This is a genomic window from Mesorhizobium sp. 2RAF45 (assembly GCF_052115225.1).
GTDB lineage: Bacteria > Pseudomonadota > Alphaproteobacteria > Rhizobiales > Rhizobiaceae > Mesorhizobium > Mesorhizobium jarvisii.
In genome coordinates this window covers 1-21,092 of the sequence record NZ_JBFRGG010000018.1, presented here as the reverse complement: position 1 = coordinate 21,092, position 21,092 = coordinate 1, and the positions used below count along the sequence as shown (strand labels likewise).

The following is a 21,092-nucleotide window of genomic DNA, read 5'->3' as shown; positions in this document are numbered from 1 at the left end:
AATATGGTATCGAAAAAACAGATAACTGCGGCATCCCGCAAGCGCCCGCAAGGTTTGCGGCGCGCTCGTTAGCGCTCAGACCCAGTGGGCGACGGTCCGTTTCTCAAAGCTTTCACGGAACTGGACGGTGGTTTTGGGAAGCAGTTCGCCAGTCTCCCAATCGAGGATCACGGCATAGTGCCGAACCGCATCGAGCGCATCGATCTCGCCCGAGCGGTATTTGCGCGCGACCTCCTCGGGATCCATGCGTGCCCTATCCTTCCGTTTCGCTCGGATGTCGGCGCGGCAGGCTTCGGTCGCCGTCTCGTCGATTTCGTATTGGCACAGGTCGCGGTCGATTTCGCGGATCACCACGCCGTAGTCGGTCCTGGCACGCTCCAGGGAAACGTAGTCGTCGATCACGTCCTCCATCACCTTGCGAGGCTCGCGCTCCAGTGGATCGCCGAAACCACCGCCGCCGGCCGTCGGACGCGCGAACTGGTCGCCTGTGTGGACGGAGTGATCTGAGAACACGGAGCCGAGCCAGATCTCGGTCTCTTCTCCGGCGCGCTTCATGGTCAAGCCGTGGGGCATCGACGGCAGCCCCCCTTCGACGCCCCAGACGACGGCGCGTTCGCGGTCGCAAATATAGGACATGACGGCATTTTCGGCGTCGAGCAACAACGAGGTCTTCTGCACGCCGACGCCACCGCGCCATTTGCCGGGACCGGCTGAATCCTGCTTGATCTGGAACTCGATCGTTCGAGTGGGATTGACCCGCTCGTTGCCTTCGTTCGGTTGCGACATCAGGCCCGTTCCGAAGCAGGCGGTGGTGACATCGGCGCCATCCTTGCCGTTGCGCCCGCCCCAGCCGCCAGGCAGCCATTCGTAGAACATGAAGATCGGCTTTTCGGGTTTGCGTGCGTCCCGCCCCCCGGCCAGCAGATATTCGAGGTTGAAGGCGCAGGCGATGGCGCGTTGGGGCATGATCTTCGACCACATCTCGAAGATCGCGTTCATGATCTTTTCGAATGGCATGAGGAACCCGGTCACCGCCACCGGCCATTCCGCGCTGACGATGCTGTTCTTCGGCGCGGTCACCTCGATCATCCGGTAAAACCCGCTGTTGAGTGGAAGGTCCGGGAAGAAGGTCTTCATACCTGCGACCACGGCCGAGAAGGTCGCGCCCGGCGCGGAATTGTACATCGAGGCGATGGTCGAATGGCTTCCCGTAAAATCGTAGTGGATCGTGTCGCCCTTGATCGTCATCTTGATGCGGATCGGGATCATTCCCTCGCCAGCGCCGAGATCGCGATCGATGTAGTCGACCGTCTCCCAGGTGCCGTCGGGCAGCTCCGCGAGACGCTTTCTCACGGCGCGTTCGACGTAGTCCTGAACCTCCTCCATACCGCGCATGACCTGGCGTCGCCCGTACTTCTTGACCAGCCGCAACAGTTCTCGCTCGGCCGCCTGCGTCGCCTGCGCCTGGGAATGGATGTCGCCAATAATCGATGCCGGATCGCGTGTGTTGGCCGCGATCATGTTGGCGACGTCGGAGCAGAAGCGGCCGCGCTGGAAAAGGCGCAACGGCGTGATCCGCAGGCCTTCGCGGAACATGTCGCGGGCGGTGACGTCGAAGGAACCCGGCACGGAGCCGCCGAGGTCCGACCAGTGGCCGTTCGACTGGGAGAAGCCGATCAGTTTGTCTTCGTCGAAGATCGGACGGACGAGCCGAACATCGCTGAAATGCGTACCGCCGGCATAAGGATCATTGATTGCGTAGACGTCACCGGGTGCCATATCGCCTTCAAAGACCCGGATCACCTCCTTGCACGTGTTGTGCAGTGTGCCGACGTGGACCGCGATATCGTAGTTGCCCTGGGCGACGGAGTTGCCATCGGCGTCGTGCAGGGCGTTTGAAAAGTCCCGGTTGTAGATGACGAAGGAATAGCAGGTGCGAAGCATCTGTTCGGCCATCTGGTCGACGGTGGTGATGAAGGAGTTCTTCAGCACCTCGAACGTTACCGGATCGAGGCCAGGGTTCGTTTCAATCAGCTTTGTCATGTCTCAGCCTTTCGTCACGATGAGAATGTTCAGGAAGCCATCGACGGTCGCGCTCATTCCCGGCGGAACCACGGTGGTGGAATCGAACTGTTCGACAATGGCAGGCCCTGTGAAAGCAGCACCGGCGCTGAGCTGATCACGTTCATACACGGCTGCATCGTGAGATACGCCGTCGAACCAGACGCCGCGGCGGCCGAGGCGCTCGGGCACATGAGGCACTACTTCGTGCCACGGTATCTCGGCTTTCGGAACGATGCCGATCGCCTTGACCGCGATGCGGAAGATCGACACCGGCGCCTCTTCGCGGCGGTAGTTGAACTCTCGTTCGTGCTCGTTGTGGAACGCCTCGATCAACGAGCAGATGCTCTCGATCCGCGCCGGTGCCGACACCGCAAGTGAGCGCCACTGGCCCTGGTACATCATCTCGACCGTGCGCTGCAGCGCCATGTCTTCCTGCGCCACGCCCTCATGGGCCAGGCGTTCGACAGCCTGTTTTTCCATGAGAACAAACGCCGTCTGCATCTCGGCGGGCGAGACAGTCGAAGCATCGGCCATGAAGCTTTCGGAGAAATCGTGCTGCACGTCGACGAGAAGGCAACCGAGCGCGGAGGTGACGCCGGGATTGGGCGGTACGATCACGGTTGGAATCGAAAGCTCCTTGGCCACGGCCGCTCCGTGCAAAGCGCCCGCACCGCCGAATGCGACGAGTGCAAAATCGCGCGGGTCATAGCCTCGGCTGATGGAAAGAAGCCGGACGGCGTTGCCCATGTTGGCGTTGGCGACGGCGATGATCGCCTCGGCCGCTTGATGGAGTTCCATGCCGAAGGGTGCCGCCACCGTCTCCTGCACCGCCTGGGCGGCCAGAGCGGGGTCGAGAGTTATCTTGCCGCCTGCAAGGCTGGTTCCGAGACGGCCGAGCACGACATTGGCATCGGTGTTGGTGGCGGTGCGGTTGCCATTCTTGTAGCAGGCCGGACCTGGAAAGGCGCCGGCGGACTGCGGTCCGTTGCGCAAGCTGCCGCCTTCGTCCTGCCATGCCAGCGACCCGCCGCCCGCACCGATGGTCAGCACTTCGATGGAAGGAAAGCGGATCGGATATCCGAATTCAATGTACCAGTCTTTTGTGATGCGCGACTCCCCGTTCCATGCGAGCGAGACGTCGGTGCTGGTGCCGCCCATGTCGAAGCCGATCGAGTTCGGGAAGCCACAGAGATTTCCGATGAAACGGCTTGCGATCGCGCCGGCAGCGATGCCAGATCCTGCGAGCCGGGCTGAAAAATCCTTGACGCTCGCGGGTGTCATGACGCCGCCACCGCTGTGCAGCAACAGAAGATCTCGCTTGTATCCGGCCGCGGCAAGTTTTTCTCCAAGACGGGACACGTAATCGACGACGACGGGAGCGCAGACGGCGTTCGCCATGGTGGTGGAAAAACGTTCGTGCTCGAAGATTTCCGGCATGACTTCCGAGGAGATCGAGACCGGCACATCCGGCATTGCCTCCTTCAGGATCTCACGCATGCGGCGCTCGTTGGCGCCGTTGACATAGGAGTTCATGAAGCAGACGGCGATGGACTTGACCTGCCGTTTCTTGAGAATGTCGGCGGCACGGCGCGCAGCCTCTTCGTCCAGCGCTTCCAGGATCGCGCCCTCGGCACTGACTCGTTCCCGGACGGTCAGGCGGTCGCGGCGCGGGATATAGGGCTTGGCGACATCTTTATAGGTGTCCCAGAGATCTTCCTTGTTGGCGCGACGGATCTCGACAACGTCACGGAAACCCTCGGTGCAGACCATTGCGGTGCGTGGCAGGCGGCGGGTGATCAACGCATTGGTGGCGACCGTCGTACCGTGAGAAAACATCGTCACCTGCGAAAGATCGATGCGGCCCTGGTCCACGCCATTCATGATGGCTTGCATGGGATCGTCAGGCGTGGAGGCGGTCTTTTCGATGCGGATCGCGCCGCTGTCTTCGTCCATGATGCAGATGTCAGTGAAGGTCCCTCCGACATCGACGGCAACTCTAATTCGGCTCATGACAGTTCCTTCGCAAGGTCTTTGCGGGCAAAGCCCCGCCTTCGCCGCCCCTCGCCGGGGCGACGTTGCAATAAATGGTGGAATGGCCCGGATTCGTCGGGTCTAGTGGCGCGCTCTCGAGGCCGAAGGGCGGCCTGCCCGGTTCGCCGCTTCGCGACGGGTATCGGTCGGTGCGCAGCCGAACCGCGTCCGGTAGTGCTTGCAGAACTGAGACTGGTCAGCGAAACCCCAGCGGTAAGCGATCTCGGCAACGCTGCTGGTGTTGGTCACCGACATCAGCTCCTCGGCGCAAAGTTCAAGCCGGGCGTCGCGGATGAAGCCGTTGATCGACTGGTTGCTGTCCTGAAAAAGAACCTGCAGGTAACGCAGGGAGATGCCGCAGGCATCAGCCACCGCCTGCGGGCCGAGGCCGAAATTCTTCAGGTTTTCACGAATATACTGCTCGGCGCGATGCAAATGTCCGGCCCGGATCGACGAGATGCTGCTGTCCAGCACGCGATCGTCGCTCACGATCGACAGGCACAGCATTTCCAGGATGTGCCTGCCCATCATCTCACGAGCGGCTTCAGTGATCTCATCGACATGGCCGATCGTGGTGCGCACCGTGTCGAGGAAGAGCGCGGCGATGCCTTGGGTCGCATCGAAACTGAGCGCACTGAGCCGTTCGGCGGATCCGATCCGCGCCCGAACACTCGATGACGGCACCTTCAGGACCCACAGCGCGTTTGGCTTGCCATGCCAGAATTCGTAAGGCGCATCTCCCCTTTCAACGAGGAAGCCCCCCGGACCGCAATTGACGGTTCTCGACCCTTGCGAGAAATTCACCTCCGACATCTCCGGGATGGTGATGAGCAGGCTGGCGTCACGCTCGTTGAGGAAGTGGCGGCGATGGCGACGATAGCTTACGGCATCGCAGCGCATTTTAGACACGCTGACGAGCCCGAGGGAGAAGGTTTCCAGCGTACCTGAAAATTCGCGACGGTTCCGATACTCGGTGTCGAGCGGAAAATAGGCTTCGGTAACAGCGGCTTGCCAGGCATCACCACCTGCGGGACCGCCGATCGTATCGACGACGTATTTCATTCCCCGACCTTTCTGGTTGGCCCGGTTATCCCGGTGTTTTTTCGAAGATTACAGCAATCTGCCAGCGCGTATTGGTCAAAAACGAATAAACTTATGTGGCCGTTTGGTGGTTGGCTTGCTTTCCCATGCCTGCGCGAGGTTCGAGTTCCCTTGAAGCAGTCACTGTTTCATGGAAACGGTGACTGCTCCAACTCTTTGTTTTGACGCAATCCCGGACGAAAATCCGTTCACACTTTTCCTGGAATTGCTCTGGCCTGTTGCTGTCGATCGAACGGCCGCGAACATTTGCTTGCAAGCGCGCGGCTTCGTGGGCGTGCGCGCAATTTATCGAAGCGGCATCGCCACCGGCCGCATCGGCGTTCCCGTGGCGCCGCGCAGCTTGATGCAGGCACCAAAAAAGGCAAACTCATAGACCTTTTCCGCCGCCAGCTCCTCCAGCTGGGCCATTTCCAAAATAGGGACGCCGGCTTCGGCCAGGAGATAGGTGTGAACGGGGAAGAAATTCTCCGGATGTGCCGAAGGTGTCTGTTCCAGCGTCAGATTGTCGGCACCGATCATGATCACGCCGTGCTTGGCGAGATACTCGGCGCCTTCGCGATTAAGCCCCGGCGTGTTGCTGGCGAACGCCTTGTCGGGCCACAGCAGCATTTGGCCCGTACGAAGCAGGACGACATCACCAGGCTTGATCGACAGGCCCTGCTTCTTCAGGCAGCCCTCGATATCGGCCCTGCCGATCGGATGGCTCGGCGGCAACGTATCGACGCCGTGCAGAGCCGCGACATCCAGCAGAATGCCACGTGCAAAAATCGGCGGATATTTCTCCGGTCCGCATTTTTGCCAGGCGCGGCTGCCGAGATGGTCCCGCGCGGTAAAGCCATTGAATATCTCACCATTGTAGCCGAAATGGTTGAAGGTATCGATGTGGGTCCCGCAATGGGTGTACATCGATATCGCATCGCCGGAATAACCGACGAGCTTGTTGGCTTCGGGGGTAACGCCCATGGCGTTGGCAACGATCTCACCCTGCGGCGTGTGCGTCATCCAGATCTGATATGGCTGATCGCCGGCACCAAACCAGCCGGGCATGCCGATGAAATGATCCACCGACAGATCGAACACCTTGGATGGATCGGTGCGGCTCATGATGGCCGAGCGGGACTCGGCATCGATGAGGTTCAGCATGCCGATCTCGTCGTCGCTGCCGTAGGGGCTCTTGGTGACCTTATGGAATTCGGCGTTGTAGGCAATAATTCTGCTCTTCATCGCCTCGTCGACGTAACACGCCATGCACATTGCCGTTCTCCTTGTTCTTCAGGTGGAAAACCCGACCAAAGGCTTGCCTATTCATCTGGACGGCAGCGCTATTCGCCGCGAATGACCGCTTCGGCACAAAGTGCCGCCGACAGCAGTTGCTCATCGCGCGCCGGCAGCGCCGACAGCAGGAAGCCGACAGGCATGCCGGCCTCGCCCATGCCGCAAGGTATGGAAACGCCGCACCAGTCCAGGAAATTGCCGAGCAGCGTATTGCGCAGCGTGCGCATATTGGTTTTGACGAATAGCTCGTCATCGGTTTTCAACGGCTCCATCGGCGGGGCCACGTGCGCGACGGTCGGGAAGGCGATCAGCGCTCCGGCATCCACGAGTCCAGCGACCTCCCCGATCAGCCGGGTGCGCGAAGTGATGATTTTCAGATAGTCGACAAGGGTAATCTTCGCGCCGAGCCGCGTGCGGGTCACCACGCGCGGATCCATGTCGGCTGCCTCAGGGCCGGCAAGCCGTTGCTGATGCAGGGCATAGGCTTCCGCCGTCACCAGCGCGCCATGCTTGGCCGTCAGGTCCAGAATCTCATCGAACGCGGGAATGGCAAACCGCACGATTTTGACGCCTGCCTTGGCAAGGCGGGCGGTTGCGGCCTCGAACGCGTCCGACACGCCGGACTGGACATCGTCGAACACCACATTCTGCGGGATCACGATGGTCAGTCCCTGGAGGGTGCCTCGGCCTATCGAGGGTGCCGACAAGCCGCGCATGGCGGCATCGATCCAGACGGCATCCTGTACCGTGCGGCAGAGCGGCCCCAGCGCATCAAGGCTCAGCGCCAGCGGAAAGACGCCACGCATCGAGTAGCGCCCGCGGGTGGCCTTGTATCCGACAATCCCGTTGAAAGCGGCCGGGATGCGCACGGAGCCGCCGGTGTCGGTTCCGATCGAGACCGGAACCAGACCGGCCGCGACAGCAACGCCAGAGCCCGACGAGGAGCCGCCCGGAATGCGCGGCACATCCGTACTTCTGGGGTTTTTCGGTGTGCCGTAATGGGGATTGATACCGAGCCCCGAAAACGCAAACTCGCTCATGTTGACGCGGCCGATGGCAACCATGCCCGCGGCTTTCAAATGCGAAACCACATCGGCATCGTCGAGGGCCGGCGCAGTATGGGCAAGAACCTTGGAGCCCGCCGTCGTCGCCAGACCGGTGATGTCGAACAGGTCCTTCCAGGCAACCGGAATGCCATCGAGAAGGCCAAGTGAACGGCCATCCCTGATCCGGCGTGAGGCAGCACCCGCCTCGCTCATTGCCCGGTCGCGCAACAGGCTGATGAAAACAGCCGGATCGGCATGAGCGGCAATTGCGTCGAACGTCGCCTCGGCCACTTCGACCGGGTCCACCGCACCGGACTGGATCATCACCGAGAGTTGGGCAACAGACAGGGAATTGAGTTTTTGTGTAATGACCATGCTTCCTTTTTTGAGGCGCGCTCAGGCCGCGACAAATTGCATCCAGCGGCGCACGAGATAATTGTGTTCGTCCATGGTGGTGTTCCAGACGGCAATGGAATTGGCACGCTGCCAGTAGGAGCCGCCGCTTCTGACCGCTCCCGCCTTGACCCGAAGCAATCCATCCGGTCCCGGAAGATCGTTCGCCGCCGGCAGCCCCTGGTACCAGTAGTCCCACTCGGCGGGCGTCATGTGTGCCCGGGATCGTTCCGGCGTCGACATGTAGTAGCCCTGGCGCGCGACCACGGCGCCCGGCCATCCTGACAGCCACCAGTTCAGATATTCGTAGGCCGCGTCCAGCATGCGTCCGTTCAGCCGCTTGGACAGGCATAGCCCGCCATGCCACGCGCGGTAGCCTTCCACCGGATTTGCCAGCTCCACGGGAACGCCGCGCAGATCCAGCTTGCTGATGCCGAGCGACCACATGCTTTCGATCACGGCGTCGCCGCAGGTCATCAGGTCTGCGGCATCTTCGGCAGACCTCCAGAACCCCTTGAAAAATCCGGATTTCTTGCGTGCCTCCAGAATATCCATCAGCTTGTCGATCTCCTCGACCGACATGTTGCCGAGATTTTTGAATGTCATCAGGCCCGCCGCCTGGGCTGCCAGCGCCGCGTCGAAAATGCCGATCGCCGGCTCGTTGACCAGCGCCGCGTGTCCGTGAAACTCCTCGTTGAGCAGCGCTGCCCACGAGTTCATTCGCGCGGAGTTTTTCCTTACGACCTCGGGACTGTAGGCGAAGCTGTCGAAATTGTGGGTCGTCGGCAGCATGGAAATCCAGCGCGACGGCTTTTCGTCCAAGGCAAGGTTCGGTTGTACGAAAAGCTTGGTGACCGGCGCATCGCCCTGGCCGATCCGCGCGTTCGGACCGATGCGCCCCGTCTTGGTCAGATCGGTGATTTCATCCCAAAGACCGATGCGGTCGATATCGATCGGCTGCACCGCGCGCCAGTACCAGACGATATCGAGATTGTGAAAACACTGGTCGTAAATATCATAGGTGTCCGGCTCCAGCGCCGCCTTGTGCTGCGCCGTCATGAAATCCTGATTGTCGAATTCGATGTCCATGCCGAGATCGCGCTCGGCGCCGAGCCGCAGTTCCTCCAGCAGGGAAATGGCGGTGCCGAGAATGCGAAGCTTCGGCCGACCCTCTGTGTGAACCGCTGGCGACGAAAGCGCCGATGGCTTGTGATGCTTGGTCATGGCCTCTACGCGGTCTCGGTGATGTCGGCTGCGGGTTGCGGCAGCCCGAGCCGATTGAAGGCTGAAAAGGAGCGTCGGATCAAATCGGCATCCAGTCCGTCAACAATGAAAACGATGCGGGAGCGGCGATCATCGGATGGCCATCCCGTCATGTGAACAGGGGGATGGACGAGATGCTGGACGCCGTGAATGGCGACGGGGTTGTCCTCTCCCTCGATGTTGAGGATGCCCTTGACCCGCAGAACCTTGTCGCCGTGCCTGTTGAGCAGCATGGTCAACCACAGTCCGAAAGCGGTCCAGTCGATACGCGCGTCGATGGTCATGACGAAGGAATGCACCGGCTTTTGATGGGCGCTGCCGGCTTCGCCAATGACGGACACCGGCTCCTCGCAATAAAAGCCGCTCCTTGCAGGCGCGCCCTCACCCGAACCCGATGCCCCGCTCAACAGACGATCGATATCGAAGTGATCGCCATGCGCATCGACAAAGGGAGCATCCGGATTGATCCGGCGCACGCGCTGCATAAGCCGGGCAACCGCCGGCTCGTCGGTCAGGTCGGTCTTGGTCAAAACGATCGCATCGGCGATTGCCGCCTGCCGCACCGATTCGCCATGGGTTTCGAGCTGTGCCAGGCCATTGACTGCATCAAGCGTGGTGATCACATTCGCCGCCTTGAAATGATGGCGCAGCACAGGATCGGATTTGAGGGTGGACAAAATCGGGAACGGATCGGCAAGCCCGGTGCTCTCCATGATCAGCCGCCGGAAGGGCGGCACGATGCCGCGCTCGCGCTTGGACTGCAGGTCGCGCATCGCCTGCGCCAGTTCGCCCCGGATGGTGCAGCACACGCAGCCTGATTGCAGCAGCACCATGGTGTCATCGATCCGCTCCAGCAGATGATGGTCAAGACCGACTTCACCGAACTCGTTGATCAGCACCGCTGTATCGGACAGGGCCGGATCCTGCAGCAGACGGTGCAGCAGCGTGGTCTTGCCGGAACCCAGAAACCCGGTCAGCAGATTGACCGGCGTGAAGTCGGGGAAGGTATCAGGCATCGCCGCCGCCCTCCAGCCTCTCGATCAGAGCATGAGACAGCGGATCGCAGACGCGGCCGGATATCTTTTCCGCCAGCGGCCACAGATGTCCAAGATCCTCGACCATCTCCGTCTTGCCCGTGCGGGTAGACAGAAGGAACGAGCTGCCCTGCCAGTCCGACAGGGTCAGGCCGAACTCGGTGAGAATACGGCTGGCGATACGGACGCGCTTCGCCCTCTCCCGGCGGCGGTCGACACGCTCGGTGTTGCGCGTGAACACGCCCGGACGTGCAACCGCATCGGTCCAATGCTCATTGCTTCCGAGAATTCCGCACAGCGAACACATGACAAAGACCTCAGGACGGACAAGGCGCTGGCACTATCGGCCTTATTTCCGACGCGGAAAGCGCTTGGCGAAATCATCGGCGATCTCGTTCATCGTAACGAATTTGACGCCGGGATGACTGCTTATATGGGCATAGAGCCGTTCCAGCATCATCAGGACCTGTGGCCTGCCGGCGACATCGGGATGGATGGTGATCGGGAAGACCGCGTAGTCCATTTCGCGATAGACCCAGTCGAACTGCGCCTTCCATATGTCCTCGATATCGCGCGGATTGACGAAGCCATGACTGTTGGGTGACTTCTTGATGAACATCATCGGCGGCAGATCGTCGAGATACCAGGATGCCGGGATTTCGATCAGGTCCGTTTCATGGCCGCGCTTCAGCGGCACCATCCAGTCGGCGGGCTTTTTGGAATAGTCGATCTTGGTCCAGCTGTCGCCGACACGCACGTAATACGGTGTGAAATCATTGTGCATCAGCGAGTGATCGTACTTGATGCCGCGCTCCAGCAGCAGTTCGTTGGTGACGGTGGAAAACTCCCACCATGGCGCCACATAGCCGGTCGGGCGTTTGCCGGACAGTTTCGTCACCAGTTCGATGCACTTGTCGAGGACCTCGATCTCCTGTTCGCGTGTCATCGCGATCGGGTTTTCGTGGGTGTAGCCGTGGATACCGATTTCATGGCCTGCGTCCGCCACGGCCTGCATCTGTTCCGGGAACGTCTCGATCGAGTGACCGGGAATGAACCATGTGGTCTTGATGCCGAACCGTTCGAACAGTTTCAAAAGGCGCATGCTGCCGACTTCGCCGGCAAACAGGCCGCGTGAAATATCGTCTGGCGAATCCTCGCCGCCATAAGACCCGAGCCAACCGGCCACTGCATCGACATCGATGCCAAAGCTGCACAGAATTTCCTTAGCCACGTCATTTTCTCCTTGAGGTTTTCCGGTCCATTTTATGGGCTCGATGGTCTTTCAGGTCGCCGGGATGACTGTTGCCTGACCCGGGTTCCAGGCAAGCAGGATGTCCGATCCCTCGGGAAAGACGCCAGGCGGATACTTGTCGATATGTGCCTCGAGCGCGATCGCCCGCCCATCCGGCAACTCGACCGAAAGATGGGAAATGTGGCCGACGACATCGAAGCGGCTGACTTTGGCGTCGATGACATTGCCGCCAGACTGCCTGGAGATCGCAGCGCGGGTGACGCTGCTCAATGTATGAACTTCCATGGCTTCGGCCGGAATGACGACATTGACCGCGGCGCCAGGGCTCATGTCGCCATTGGCGCTGCCGGCAAGCGTTCCAAGTGGCGTGTCGACTATGGTGCGCCCGTCTTCAATGCCCCTGACCGCGCCAGTGAAGATCGTGTTGCGGCCGATAAACCGGGCAACAAACGGGGTGTTGGGACGCGTATAGAGCTGATGCGGCGGGCTGATCTGTTCGACCCGGCCCTGGTTCATCACCACGACGCGATCGGAGAGCGCCAGGGCTTCCGACTGCGCATGCGTCACGAACACGAAGGTGATGCCAAGCGTCCTTTGCAGCAGCTTCAACTCGTTCTGGATGGCTTTGCGCAGATTGGCATCGAGCGCGCCCAGCGGCTCGTCCAGAAGAAGAATATCCGGCTCGACCACCAGGCCGCGGGCGAGCGCGATGCGCTGGCGCTGGCCGCCGGAAAGCCTGTCGGTTTTTTTCTCGGCAATATCGTCCAGACCAAGCTTCGAAAGCATGCGATCGACCTTGGCGTCACGCTCGGCCTTCGCCATCCCCTTGACCTCGAGGCCATAGCCGACATTGCGGCGGACCGTCATGTGCGGGAACAAGGCGTAGTTCTGAAAGATCATTGATGTCGGGCGGTCGGCAGGCCGCATGTCGTTGATGCGAACGCCCTTGACCATCATGTCGCCGGAGGAAATGCTCTCGAACCCGGCGATCATTCGCAGGGTCGTTGTCTTGCCGCAGCCCGACGGGCCGAGGAAAGCGATGAACTCGCCCTTGCTGACGGACAGGTTGAAGTCGATCACGGCTGGCGTGCCGCTGTCGTAAACCTTGCCAATCCTGTACAGTTCGAGATCGTAAATCATCGCACTCGCTTCGCAAAAAAGGGGTGGGGCGGGCAAGCAAGGCTGATCGCCCGCCCCGTCAGATATCAGGCGCTCAGGAACTCATCCCACTTCTGCACCAGGTGATCATATTCTTCCGGCCATTGGTGCCAGTAGGCGACGTTGGCCGCGCGCGTTTCGAGTGAACCGCCGTCACGCAGATCGCCTTCCTTGATGCCGCGCTCCGTGGCGCCGACCCAAGGCTTGCCTTCATACCAGAAGGCATATTTTTCCGGCGACATGACCTCTTTGATGTTGGTCGTCGGCGAATAGTAGCCCTGCTCGGAAACGATGATGCCCGGAGGACCCGACAGCCAGTAGTCGGCGTAAGCTTCGACGGCAGCCTTGTTCGGCGTGCCCTTCAGCATGGTGTTGCCGATCGACCAGCCGCGATAGCCTTCCTTGGGAATGGCGTATTTGCACGCCTTGCCCTGTGCCTTGACAGCCATGACGGCCGGCTGCCAGGCGTCGCACACGACGATTTCGCCGGAGGCGAGGAAGTTGACGAGTTCGCCGAAATCGCCCCAAAGTGCGCGGAACTGGCCGTCCTTCTTCTTGGAAATCAGGAATTTCGCAGCTTCGTCGATCTCGGCCGCCGATGCATTGCCCGGGTTCTTCACATCCGAGAGGCCAAGCGTGTTCATCGCCATCACGGCTTGGCCGAAAGCGGTCAATGGGTCGGTGTTGAGGCCGGACTTGCCCTTCCACTTGGAATCGAAAATCGCCGTCCAGCTGTTTGCTTCTTCCTCGGAAATGATGTCGGGATTGTAGCCAACGGAATCGAAGTTGAAGACCGAAGGCACCATCCACAACGCCGTCTGTGTGTCGTCGGTCCAGATCTGTCCGACGATCTGCGCCGAGGCAGGCCACTTCGGATCGGGCTTCTTGAAGATGTCACGGATGTTCGACCAGTTCTTCAGCGCCGACGTCGCGATCGGATCGGCATTGTCGGTCATGACGACGGACGGCAGACGCTCGCCAATGGTTTCCCAGACGTCATAGTCCTTGGAGCCGGACAGGATCTTGGTCTGCGCATCCGGGAAGGTTGCCGCCGTGCCCGAGGTCGAGCCGACGCCGCTTGCCTTTTTGAAGTCGGCCAGGATGCGTTCCTGAACGGTCACCGAAAGACCGATGGTGCGCAGCTGCTCGGACGCAAGTGCTGTGCTTTGCGCATAAGCGGCGCTTGAAGACAGGAAATGCGTACCGCCTCCCATCGCAAGCGCCATGGCGCCCGCGGAACGCTTCAACAGTGAACGACGATTGATTTCTGACGAAACTGACATTGCTTTGTCTCCAGTTGTTCTTGTGTTCCCCGGAGCGTCCCCTTGTGGACACCCTGATCCGTTGCTCTGGCGAATAATTCCGAAAGGCCGTTGAGGATTTTCGGAGGACGTCGTGTGCTAGTACCTGCCCACAAGGAGGCCGCCGTCCACGACCAGCGTCTGACCGGTCATGTATCTCGCGCCGTGTGATGCAAGGAACGTGATCACGTCTGCGATTTCCTCGGGTTCGCCGATGCGCCCCATTGGAATGAAGGTGCCGGCGGCTTCGGCGCCCGCCGCGCCCAGCGAATTTTCCTCCGACAGCAGCTGGGCGGTGCGGATGTAGCCAGGCGCCATGCCGTTGACGCGGATGCCGTCACGGGCGAGTTCCACGGCAAGGGCGCGCACCAGGCCGACGACGCCGGCCTTGGCGGCGGAATAGTGCACATGCTCGTCCCAGCCGTAGGACGTCCCCATGATCGAGGAGAGCGCGACGATGGCGCCGGATCTTCGTGCCTTCATTGCGGGGACCGCAGCACGCGCAACGCGGAAGATACCCTTCAGATCGATATCGAACGTCAGGTCCCACTTGTCGTCGTCAAGCGTTTCGAGCGGCGCCCTGTGGGCGATACCGGCATTGGCAACGACTACGTCGATCCGGCCCAGACGCGCCTCCACATTGGCGACCAGCGCATCGACGGCGGACGTCGAACGCACGTCCAGCGCATGGAATTCAGCCGAACCACCAGCCATCCGGATGGCCTCGACCGTGTCGTTGCCCTCGCGATCCAGCACATCGGTGACGACGACATGGTCGCCAAGTGCCGCGAAGGCCTTGGCTGTCGCATGCCCGATGCCGATGCCAGCGCCGGTGATGAGAACAACACGGGAAGAGAGCAGCGTGTCAGTCATGATCGTCATGTCCTCGCTCACAGCATCACGTCGCCGGAATTCGGACCGAGCGTCTGTCCGACAAACAGGCTGGCCTGCGGCGACGCAAGAAAGGCAACGGTTGCCGCCACCTCCTCAGGCTCGCCGAAACGGCCAAGCGGGAGCTCGGATGCCTTGCGGGTGCGCCATTCCTGCGACAGTTCCCGAACAAGCGGTGTGTTGATGGGCCCAGGCGCAACCGCATTGACGCGCACGCCGCGGCTCGACACCTCACGGGCCAGCGACTTGGTCATGCCAATGATCGCGGATTTGGCGGCCGCGTAATGCGAAAGCTCGATACCCCCGACCTGGCCAAGCTGCGACGCGACATTGATGACGGCGCCCTTGCCGGCCTTCAGCATCGCCGGCAGAACCATCTTCGTCATCAGGAAGGTTCCGCGGACATGCACCGCAAACATCCGGTCGAAATCCGCTATTTCGAGATTTTCAAACAGCGACTGATGCACGATGCCGGCATTGTTGATCAGCAGGTCCGTGTCGCCGAAGGCCGCCACGGCCGCCGCATGGATGGCCCTTGCGTCCACTTCGGATGAGACGTTGCCGGCGGCAGCTACAGCCTTTGCGCCAGAGACGGCAATCTCCGAAACCACCGCTTGGGCGCGCCCGAGATCGAGGTCGTTGACCAGTACGGCGTAGCCATCTGCGGCGAGCCGGATGGCTATTGCCCTGCCGATCCCGGAACCGGCGCCGGTTACGATTGCGCTCGCTGTCTCGCCGGGCATCATGCCTCCTCCTGGATGGCCACCCGGCGGGCACGGCGGATCGACAGCATCATCAGCGCCGCATAGGTGCCAAGCAGTGCGAAGGAGAACAGCGTCGTCAGCACACCGAACGCAAAGACGTTCGGATGGACCTCCACCGAGAACGTTCCGTAGATTGCGAGTGGCAACGTCAGGTCACGGCCCGACGCAAACAGGGTGCGCGAAAACTCGTCGTAGGACAGCGTGAAGGCGAACAGCATGGCCGAGAGGACGCCCGGAAAGATCAGCGGAAACGTCACTTTGCGGAACGTTTTCACCGGCGACACGCCAAGCGACCAGGAGGCCTCCTCGACGTTCTGGTCGAAGCGGTTGAGGATTGCCAGCATCACCAGGAACGCGAAGGGATAGGTGTAGACGACGTGTAGCACGAAGGTCGTCCCCCACCAGTGCCGGTCGATACCCAGTGCATTGGCGATCAGCGCCATGCCGAGCCCGACCAGCACACCGGGCACCATCATGCCGAGCACGATCAGGTAGAAAGCAAAACCGGAGCCGGTGAATTTCTTGCGGAATGCCTGTGCCGAGGTGACCCCGAGAACGGTCGAGACGATCATCGTCATCACCGCCAGGACGAGCGAGCGGACGAGCGCCTCCTCGATCGGCAACGGCGCGATGCGCGTCGGCGGCGTCATGCCAAACAGATGCTTGTACCAATAGATCGACCATTCGATGATCGGAAATTGCGGACCGCCTTCCGGTCCTGTCTGGAAGGACAGGATCGCGAGAACCACCATCGGACCGTAAAGGAACACGAGGAACAGTGTCGTGTAGATGCCAAGAACCAGCTTCGTGCCGCTTGCCTGCATGATCAGAGCTCCTTCCTGAGATCGACCACACGCAGCAGCGCAGCCACGACGATGCCCATCAGGATGGTCAGGATCACACCCGCGACCGCCGCGAAGGCCCATTTCAGCGACCCGACCTGCGTCACGATGATGTTGCCCAGGAGATTGACCTTGCGGCCGGACAAGGCCGCGGACGTCGCGAATTCGCCAAGCACCATCACGGACACGAAGATCGCGCCGACCACGACGCCTGGCATCGACAACGGCAGGATGATGGTGCGGAAAATCCGCCAGAAGCCGGCACCGAGGTCCTGCGCGGCTTCAATGACGCTTTGGTCGATGCGGCCCATCATGAAGGCGATCGGCCCGACCATGAACACGCAATAGATCTGCGTCATGCCGATAATGACCGACAGCTCGGAAAACAGCAGCACCTCGATCGGCTTGTTGATGAGCCCGACACCCTGAAGAATGAGGTTGATTGCGCCCTCCTTGCCGAGCATCGGACGCCAGGCAAGAACGCGGATCAGAAACGACGTCCAGAACGGAATGACACAGAGCACCAAGAGCACCGTCTGCACGGTCTTGTTGCGCACGAACAGCCCGACGAACAGGGCAGCCGGATAACCGACGATCAGGGTTGCCGCCAGGACGATGAGCCAGATGCGAATTGTCGTCCAAAGCGCGCTGAGATAGGTGTCGCTGGAGAAAAACATCACCCAGCTCTTGATCGTCAGCGTCGGCGTGATCGCAAATGTGGTCTGCGTCCAGAACGAGACGTAAACCATCATCAGAATCGGCACGACGAGAAAAAGAACCATCCAGATCACGCCAGGCGCAAGCAGCCACAACGTCCTGTCGGGCATTTTCCTTGCGGGCCGGTCGGCGGACGCCGGTTCAGCCGTGGCGGCAGTCATCGCCATCGTTCACAATCTCCATTCCGCAGGCAGACACAGGACCCAAGCGCGTTTCATGCATAGACAAGTGCATTCAGGCGTTTCCAGACGAGGGCGTAGCGGCCGTGCGGCACACAGGTCTGTGGCGCGGCCTGGCTGAGATGGGACTCGACCTCGATCACGCGCCCGTCATCGAGCGAGAAAAACGAATTGATGGCCGCGCCCGAATACTCGTCGGCGATGAACGTGCCCTCGATGCGGACTTCCTCCGCTGTAACAGGGGCCGCGAGCGGCCTGACGGAGATCCGATCGTAACGGATGGCATAGGCTGGTTGACCGCGCACATCGGCCTTCTGCCCCTGCAACGGAAACCTTCCCACCGGACTGATGAAATCGTCCTTCGAGAGCTGTCCCTCGAAAAGATTGTAGCAATTGAGAAATCGTGCCACGGCCGCGGACCGCGGCCGGTTGTAGACGGTGTCGGCGTCGTCAGCCTGCGCGATGCGTCCGCGATCCAGCACGAGTACGGTGTCACCCATTGCCAGTGCCTCGGTTTCGCTGCCGGTCACATGCAGAAACGTTACGCCGCAGCGCTCGCGGATCGCCCGCAGCTCGGCGCGCATGCGCGTGCGCAAATTGGCATCGAGCGCGCCAAGCGGCTCGTCCAGCAGGACCAGCGACGGCTCGGTTATCAATGTTCGGGCCAGCGCCACGCGCTGACGCTGGCCGCCTGAAATCTGCGCGACGCCTCGGTCTTCAAGACCGGTCAGACCGACCAGAGCGACGATATCCTTGACCCTGGCGCGAACGACGGCCGAATCCGTGATTGGATTCAATTCCCGGTTCTCCAGACCGAAAGCTATGTTACCCGCGACGGACAGGTGCGGGAACAGAGCGAAATTCTGGAACACGAAGCCGATGTTGCGGCGATGCGGCGGAACCGCTTCGACGCGTTCGCCCTTGAAAAGGATGCTGCCGCTATCGGGAGCCTCGAAGCCGGCAATCACGCGTAACAGGATTGTCTTGCCCGATCCACTCGGACCGAGAAGCGAGATGTAGGCATTGTCCGGCAGCGAGATATCGATGCCGTCGAGCGCCCGCAGCGCGCCGTACGCCTTTGTCACCTGAGAGAGCTGCAAAACTGCCGCCACGATTTCCCTGCCGGTTTCTCGCAAGTAAACTGTCGCTTACGTCACCGCGTGGTGACGCGGAAACGTTTCCGCGAACGGGCAAGCCGATAGCGGTTGCGCGCATGATCTGCGCGCATTGAAGCAATCCGTTTCTTGTGGTTGTGCTCATCCACCTCGGGATGCTTCTTCCGGCATCCGCTTCAAAATTTATGACATAAATGATTTTTGTATTCAATAGGCTTTTTAACATTTCGCTATTTTGAGCGCATCGCGTCAAATGGCTGACCGGCGCTGGCGCCTGCATCGACATTTCACAAACGGCTTTCCCCTATCGAAATGATCAATAGGCTTGTAACGGAGCAACAATTTATGCCCAGGCAATGCGAAAACGCTGCCTGTTTGGTGCAAACAGAGCCTAAATTTACGGCACGAACCTCACTCTCAAGCGCAGATTCGCTGACTGCCATGGGTTCAAAGCAAGCGCCATGCCAACTATACGCGCGCCGAAAATTTTGGCGTTGCCGCTCTGGCTTTTCAGATTTTGTATGCAAAAGTCATTATTTGTCGATGTGAAACGTTCGCAAAATAGCGTACACACAGGCATCCAATTTCCTGTTCTCATCAGGGTCAAAGACGGAGAACGCCTCTCGCCATGACACGCAGCAATGCAGGCCAGAACACGCAGCGGCGCTACGAAATTGCAGAAGATGTGCTGCGCAACAATATTAAGGACGGGTTGCTTCCTCGCGGGCTGGTTCTTCTTGAAGGACCGATCGCGGAAATCCTTCAGATCTCTCGGGCTCCCGTTCAGCGCGCACTTCTACGCCTCGAAGCCGAAGGCCTTGTCCATCGCTTCAAGGGCAGAGGTTTTCTTGTCGGCCCGCAAGGTCGCGATGTCGTGCCCAACCGCACCGACATAAAGTCGCTCGGCCTTGTCGTTCTGCAGCATGCCGATGAAGCGCTTCAGAGCCGCTCGTCCTGGGAGCGCATCTACAACACGGTCGAAGCCGACGTCGCCGGCTGCGTCGTTTTCGGCAAGTACCGGATCATCGAGATAGAAATCGCCAATCACTTCAATGTCAGCCGTACGGTGGTGCGAGACGTCCTCAGCCGCCTGCAGGAACGTGGCCTCGTGCGCAAGAACCAGAGTTCCCATTGGATGGCCGGCCCCCTCACCGCCCAGACGATCAAGGATCACTTTGCGCTCCGCCGCATGCTGGAGCCGTCGTCGCTGCTGGCGGGTGCGCCGCTCATCGACCGCGACAGACTGACAAAGCTCTTCAGCCAGCTTGTGACCCTTGAGGAACTGGATACCACCGATCACCTGAAGAACATCGAGGAGCTTCAAACGCGGCTGATCGAAACCTGCATACTGACCACGGAGAACGAGCAATTGCGCGAGCTCATTCGCAACAACCTGCTTCCCGTCGGCGCGTCCGAGCGACTGCTGCGCAAGCTCGGGCTTCCCGGTGATCCGACGGTCATCACCGAACTGCGCCTGATTGTGGAGCTTCTCATCCGCGGTGCGGTGACAGCAGCCGCCGCGATGCTGGAAACGCATCTCGACGCGGCGATGAAACGCATGATTGCCCAGATGAAAATCGTCGCGATCATTCCAGGCCCGAGTGTGACCGCCGGTTACCTGACGCGAGTCGAGTAGCCGGACGATAACTATCTTCATGTTCACGGCGCTGAACAGCGTACCGATCACCTCATATCCTTGGTGCTCGTCTGTTCGACGGTTGGCGCGAATGCGATCCAACCGCGGCGCGGTCTCAAAAGCCAACCAGATCGCCGCCCTTCAATCCCAGTATCGCGCGGGCCTCCGACGGGGTGGCGATCTCGTGGCCGAGTTCGGTCAGGATGGCGCGGATCTTGCGAACCTGTTCGGCGTTCGAGCCCGCAAGCTTGCCGCGGCCGATATAAAGCGAGTCCTCCAGCCCGACCCGCACCGAACCGCCGAGCATGGCGGCCTGGGTGGCGAATGGCATCTGGAAGCGGCCGGCAGCCAGCACCGACCAGCGATAGTCCGAACCGAACAGCTTGTCGGCCTTGTGCTTCATGAAGGTGAGATTGTCCATGTCGGGGCCGATGCCGCCGAGAATGCCGAAGATCATCTGGACGAAGAAAGGCGGCTTCACCAGGCCGCGATCGACGAAATGCGCCAGACTGTAGAGATGGCCGACATCGTAGCATTCATGCTCGAACCTGGTGCCGTGGCCGTCTCCGAGCAATTTCAGGATGCGCTCGATGTCGCGAAACGTGTTGCGAAAGATGAAGTCGTCAGTGCCGCGCAGATACGGTTCCTCCCACTCATACTTCCACGACGAATAGCGGTCGGCGAGCGGGTAGATGCCGAAATTCATCGAGCCCATGTTGAGCGAGCACATTTCCGGCTTGGCCAAGAGAGGAGCGGCCAGCCGCTGCTCGACGCTCATGTTGAGGCCGCCGCCGGTGGTGACGTTGATGACCGCGTCGGTCGCCTGCTTGATGCGCGGCAGGAACTGCATGAACACCGCCGGGTCCGGCGTTGGACGGCCATCCTTCGGATCGCGTGCGTGCAGATGCAGGATCGAGGCACCTGCCTCGGCCGCTTCGATCGACTGGCGGGCAATGTCGTCCGGCGTGAAAGGCAGCGCATCCGACATGGTCGGCGTGTGGATGCCGCCGGTGACGGCACAGGTGATGAT

18 protein-coding genes are annotated in these 21,092 nt (G+C 60.6%); 1 reads left to right on the top strand and 17 read right to left on the bottom strand.

Translation table 11 applies throughout. From position 1 onward, the window contains the following. Positions 1-75: 75 nt before the first annotated feature. The 16 genes from AB4Z43_RS29975 to AB4Z43_RS29900 all read right to left on the bottom strand — a co-directional run bounded on the left by AB4Z43_RS29975 (position 76) and on the right by AB4Z43_RS29900 (position 18,423). Positions 76-2,043 carry a hydantoinase B/oxoprolinase family protein gene (locus AB4Z43_RS29975; protein ID WP_441940379.1) on the bottom strand — a complete coding sequence of 656 codons (1,968 nt, stop codon included), beginning with the start codon at positions 2,041-2,043 and terminating at the stop codon, positions 76-78. Positions 2,044-2,046: 3 nt separating this feature from the next. Continuing rightward, entirely contained in the window at positions 2,047-4,074 is a 2,028-nt protein-coding gene (locus AB4Z43_RS29970) for a hydantoinase/oxoprolinase family protein (RefSeq protein ID WP_441940377.1), read from the bottom strand. 102 nt (positions 4,075-4,176) lie between these two features. Beyond that, positions 4,177-5,157, bottom strand: a complete 981-nt coding sequence (locus AB4Z43_RS29965) for a helix-turn-helix domain-containing protein (RefSeq protein ID WP_441940375.1) — start codon at positions 5,155-5,157, stop codon at positions 4,177-4,179. A 324-nt stretch (positions 5,158-5,481) separates the two neighbouring features. Next, positions 5,482-6,450, bottom strand: a complete 969-nt coding sequence (locus AB4Z43_RS29960; protein ID WP_038644738.1) for a cyclase family protein — start codon at positions 6,448-6,450, stop codon at positions 5,482-5,484. Positions 6,451-6,518: 68 nt separating this feature from the next. Continuing rightward, positions 6,519-7,892: an amidase gene (locus AB4Z43_RS29955; RefSeq protein WP_276315418.1), complete on the bottom strand. Its 1,374-nt coding sequence runs from the start codon at positions 7,890-7,892 to the stop codon at positions 6,519-6,521. A gap of 21 nt (positions 7,893-7,913) precedes the next feature. Continuing rightward, positions 7,914-9,134: an ABC transporter substrate-binding protein gene (locus AB4Z43_RS29950; protein ID WP_038652146.1), complete on the bottom strand. Its 1,221-nt coding sequence runs from the start codon at positions 9,132-9,134 to the stop codon at positions 7,914-7,916. A gap of 5 nt (positions 9,135-9,139) precedes the next feature. Then, positions 9,140-10,189, bottom strand: a complete 1,050-nt coding sequence (locus AB4Z43_RS29945; RefSeq protein ID WP_441940372.1) for a CobW family GTP-binding protein — start codon at positions 10,187-10,189, stop codon at positions 9,140-9,142. After that, a complete protein-coding gene (locus AB4Z43_RS29940; protein WP_019860220.1) occupies positions 10,182-10,514 on the bottom strand; it encodes a hypothetical protein in 333 nt (110 codons plus the stop codon). Before AB4Z43_RS29940 ends, AB4Z43_RS29945 begins: the two co-directional genes overlap by 8 nt. Positions 10,515-10,556: 42 nt before the next feature. Then, complete coding sequence (locus AB4Z43_RS29935) at positions 10,557-11,438, bottom strand: polysaccharide deacetylase family protein (RefSeq protein WP_441940370.1); 882 nt, start codon at positions 11,436-11,438, stop codon at positions 10,557-10,559. 51 nt (positions 11,439-11,489) lie between these two features. Then, entirely contained in the window at positions 11,490-12,599 is a 1,110-nt protein-coding gene (locus tag AB4Z43_RS29930; protein WP_019860222.1) for an ABC transporter ATP-binding protein, read from the bottom strand. A 65-nt stretch (positions 12,600-12,664) separates the two neighbouring features. Continuing rightward, positions 12,665-13,900 carry an ABC transporter substrate-binding protein gene (locus AB4Z43_RS29925; RefSeq protein ID WP_441940367.1) on the bottom strand — a complete coding sequence of 412 codons (1,236 nt, stop codon included), beginning with the start codon at positions 13,898-13,900 and terminating at the stop codon, positions 12,665-12,667. Positions 13,901-14,017: 117 nt separating this feature from the next. Further along, positions 14,018-14,791 (bottom strand): SDR family NAD(P)-dependent oxidoreductase, encoded by a 774-nt coding sequence (locus AB4Z43_RS29920; RefSeq protein ID WP_441940442.1) that lies wholly within the window; start codon positions 14,789-14,791, stop codon positions 14,018-14,020. A gap of 17 nt (positions 14,792-14,808) precedes the next feature. Beyond that, a complete protein-coding gene (locus AB4Z43_RS29915; protein ID WP_441940366.1) occupies positions 14,809-15,555 on the bottom strand; it encodes an SDR family NAD(P)-dependent oxidoreductase in 747 nt (248 codons plus the stop codon). Next, the gene (locus AB4Z43_RS29910; RefSeq protein ID WP_441940364.1) at positions 15,552-16,397 is read right to left on the bottom strand and encodes an ABC transporter permease; all 846 of its coding nucleotides are present in this window, start codon (positions 16,395-16,397) and stop codon (positions 15,552-15,554) included. The genes AB4Z43_RS29915 and AB4Z43_RS29910 overlap by 4 nt, the downstream gene beginning before the upstream one ends. Before the next feature lie 2 nt (positions 16,398-16,399). Beyond that, positions 16,400-17,299, bottom strand: a complete 900-nt coding sequence (locus AB4Z43_RS29905) for an ABC transporter permease (RefSeq protein ID WP_019860227.1) — start codon at positions 17,297-17,299, stop codon at positions 16,400-16,402. A 47-nt stretch (positions 17,300-17,346) separates the two neighbouring features. Further along, positions 17,347-18,423: an ABC transporter ATP-binding protein gene (locus AB4Z43_RS29900; protein ID WP_441940440.1), complete on the bottom strand. Its 1,077-nt coding sequence runs from the start codon at positions 18,421-18,423 to the stop codon at positions 17,347-17,349. A 631-nt stretch (positions 18,424-19,054) separates the two neighbouring features. Between AB4Z43_RS29900 and AB4Z43_RS29895 the strand changes: the two genes are divergently transcribed. Next, positions 19,055-20,062, top strand: coding sequence for a GntR family transcriptional regulator (locus tag AB4Z43_RS29895; RefSeq protein ID WP_019860229.1), 1,008 nt, complete (start codon positions 19,055-19,057; stop codon positions 20,060-20,062). Positions 20,063-20,177: 115 nt separating this feature from the next. On the opposite strand, the gene AB4Z43_RS29890 is transcribed toward AB4Z43_RS29895, so the two are convergent. Continuing rightward, positions 20,178-21,092: 3-keto-5-aminohexanoate cleavage protein (locus AB4Z43_RS29890; protein ID WP_441940361.1), on the bottom strand; the 915-nt coding region annotated here is incomplete at its 5' end.

Coding starts and splice junctions, on each gene's coding strand:
- AB4Z43_RS29975 (WP_441940379.1), bottom strand. CDS start 2,043: ATGACAAAGCTGATTGAAACGAACCCTGGCCTCGATCCGGTAACGTTC.
- AB4Z43_RS29970 (WP_441940377.1), bottom strand. CDS start 4,074: ATGAGCCGAATTAGAGTTGCCGTCGATGTCGGAGGGACCTTCACTGAC.
- AB4Z43_RS29965 (WP_441940375.1), bottom strand. CDS start 5,157: ATGAAATACGTCGTCGATACGATCGGCGGTCCCGCAGGTGGTGATGCC.
- AB4Z43_RS29960 (WP_038644738.1), bottom strand. CDS start 6,450: ATGTGCATGGCGTGTTACGTCGACGAGGCGATGAAGAGCAGAATTATT.
- AB4Z43_RS29955 (WP_276315418.1), bottom strand. CDS start 7,892: ATGGTCATTACACAAAAACTCAATTCCCTGTCTGTTGCCCAACTCTCG.
- AB4Z43_RS29950 (WP_038652146.1), bottom strand. CDS start 9,134: ATGACCAAGCATCACAAGCCATCGGCGCTTTCGTCGCCAGCGGTTCAC.
- AB4Z43_RS29945 (WP_441940372.1), bottom strand. CDS start 10,189: ATGCCTGATACCTTCCCCGACTTCACGCCGGTCAATCTGCTGACCGGG.
- AB4Z43_RS29940 (WP_019860220.1), bottom strand. CDS start 10,514: ATGTGTTCGCTGTGCGGAATTCTCGGAAGCAATGAGCATTGGACCGAT.
- AB4Z43_RS29930 (WP_019860222.1), bottom strand. CDS start 12,599: ATGATTTACGATCTCGAACTGTACAGGATTGGCAAGGTTTACGACAGC.
- AB4Z43_RS29925 (WP_441940367.1), bottom strand. CDS start 13,900: ATGTCAGTTTCGTCAGAAATCAATCGTCGTTCACTGTTGAAGCGTTCC.
- AB4Z43_RS29920 (WP_441940442.1), bottom strand. CDS start 14,791: ATGACTGACACGCTGCTCTCTTCCCGTGTTGTTCTCATCACCGGCGCT.
- AB4Z43_RS29915 (WP_441940366.1), bottom strand. CDS start 15,555: ATGATGCCCGGCGAGACAGCGAGCGCAATCGTAACCGGCGCCGGTTCC.
- AB4Z43_RS29910 (WP_441940364.1), bottom strand. CDS start 16,397: ATGCAGGCAAGCGGCACGAAGCTGGTTCTTGGCATCTACACGACACTG.
- AB4Z43_RS29905 (WP_019860227.1), bottom strand. CDS start 17,299: ATGGCGATGACTGCCGCCACGGCTGAACCGGCGTCCGCCGACCGGCCC.
- AB4Z43_RS29895 (WP_019860229.1), top strand. CDS start 19,055: ATGACACGCAGCAATGCAGGCCAGAACACGCAGCGGCGCTACGAAATT.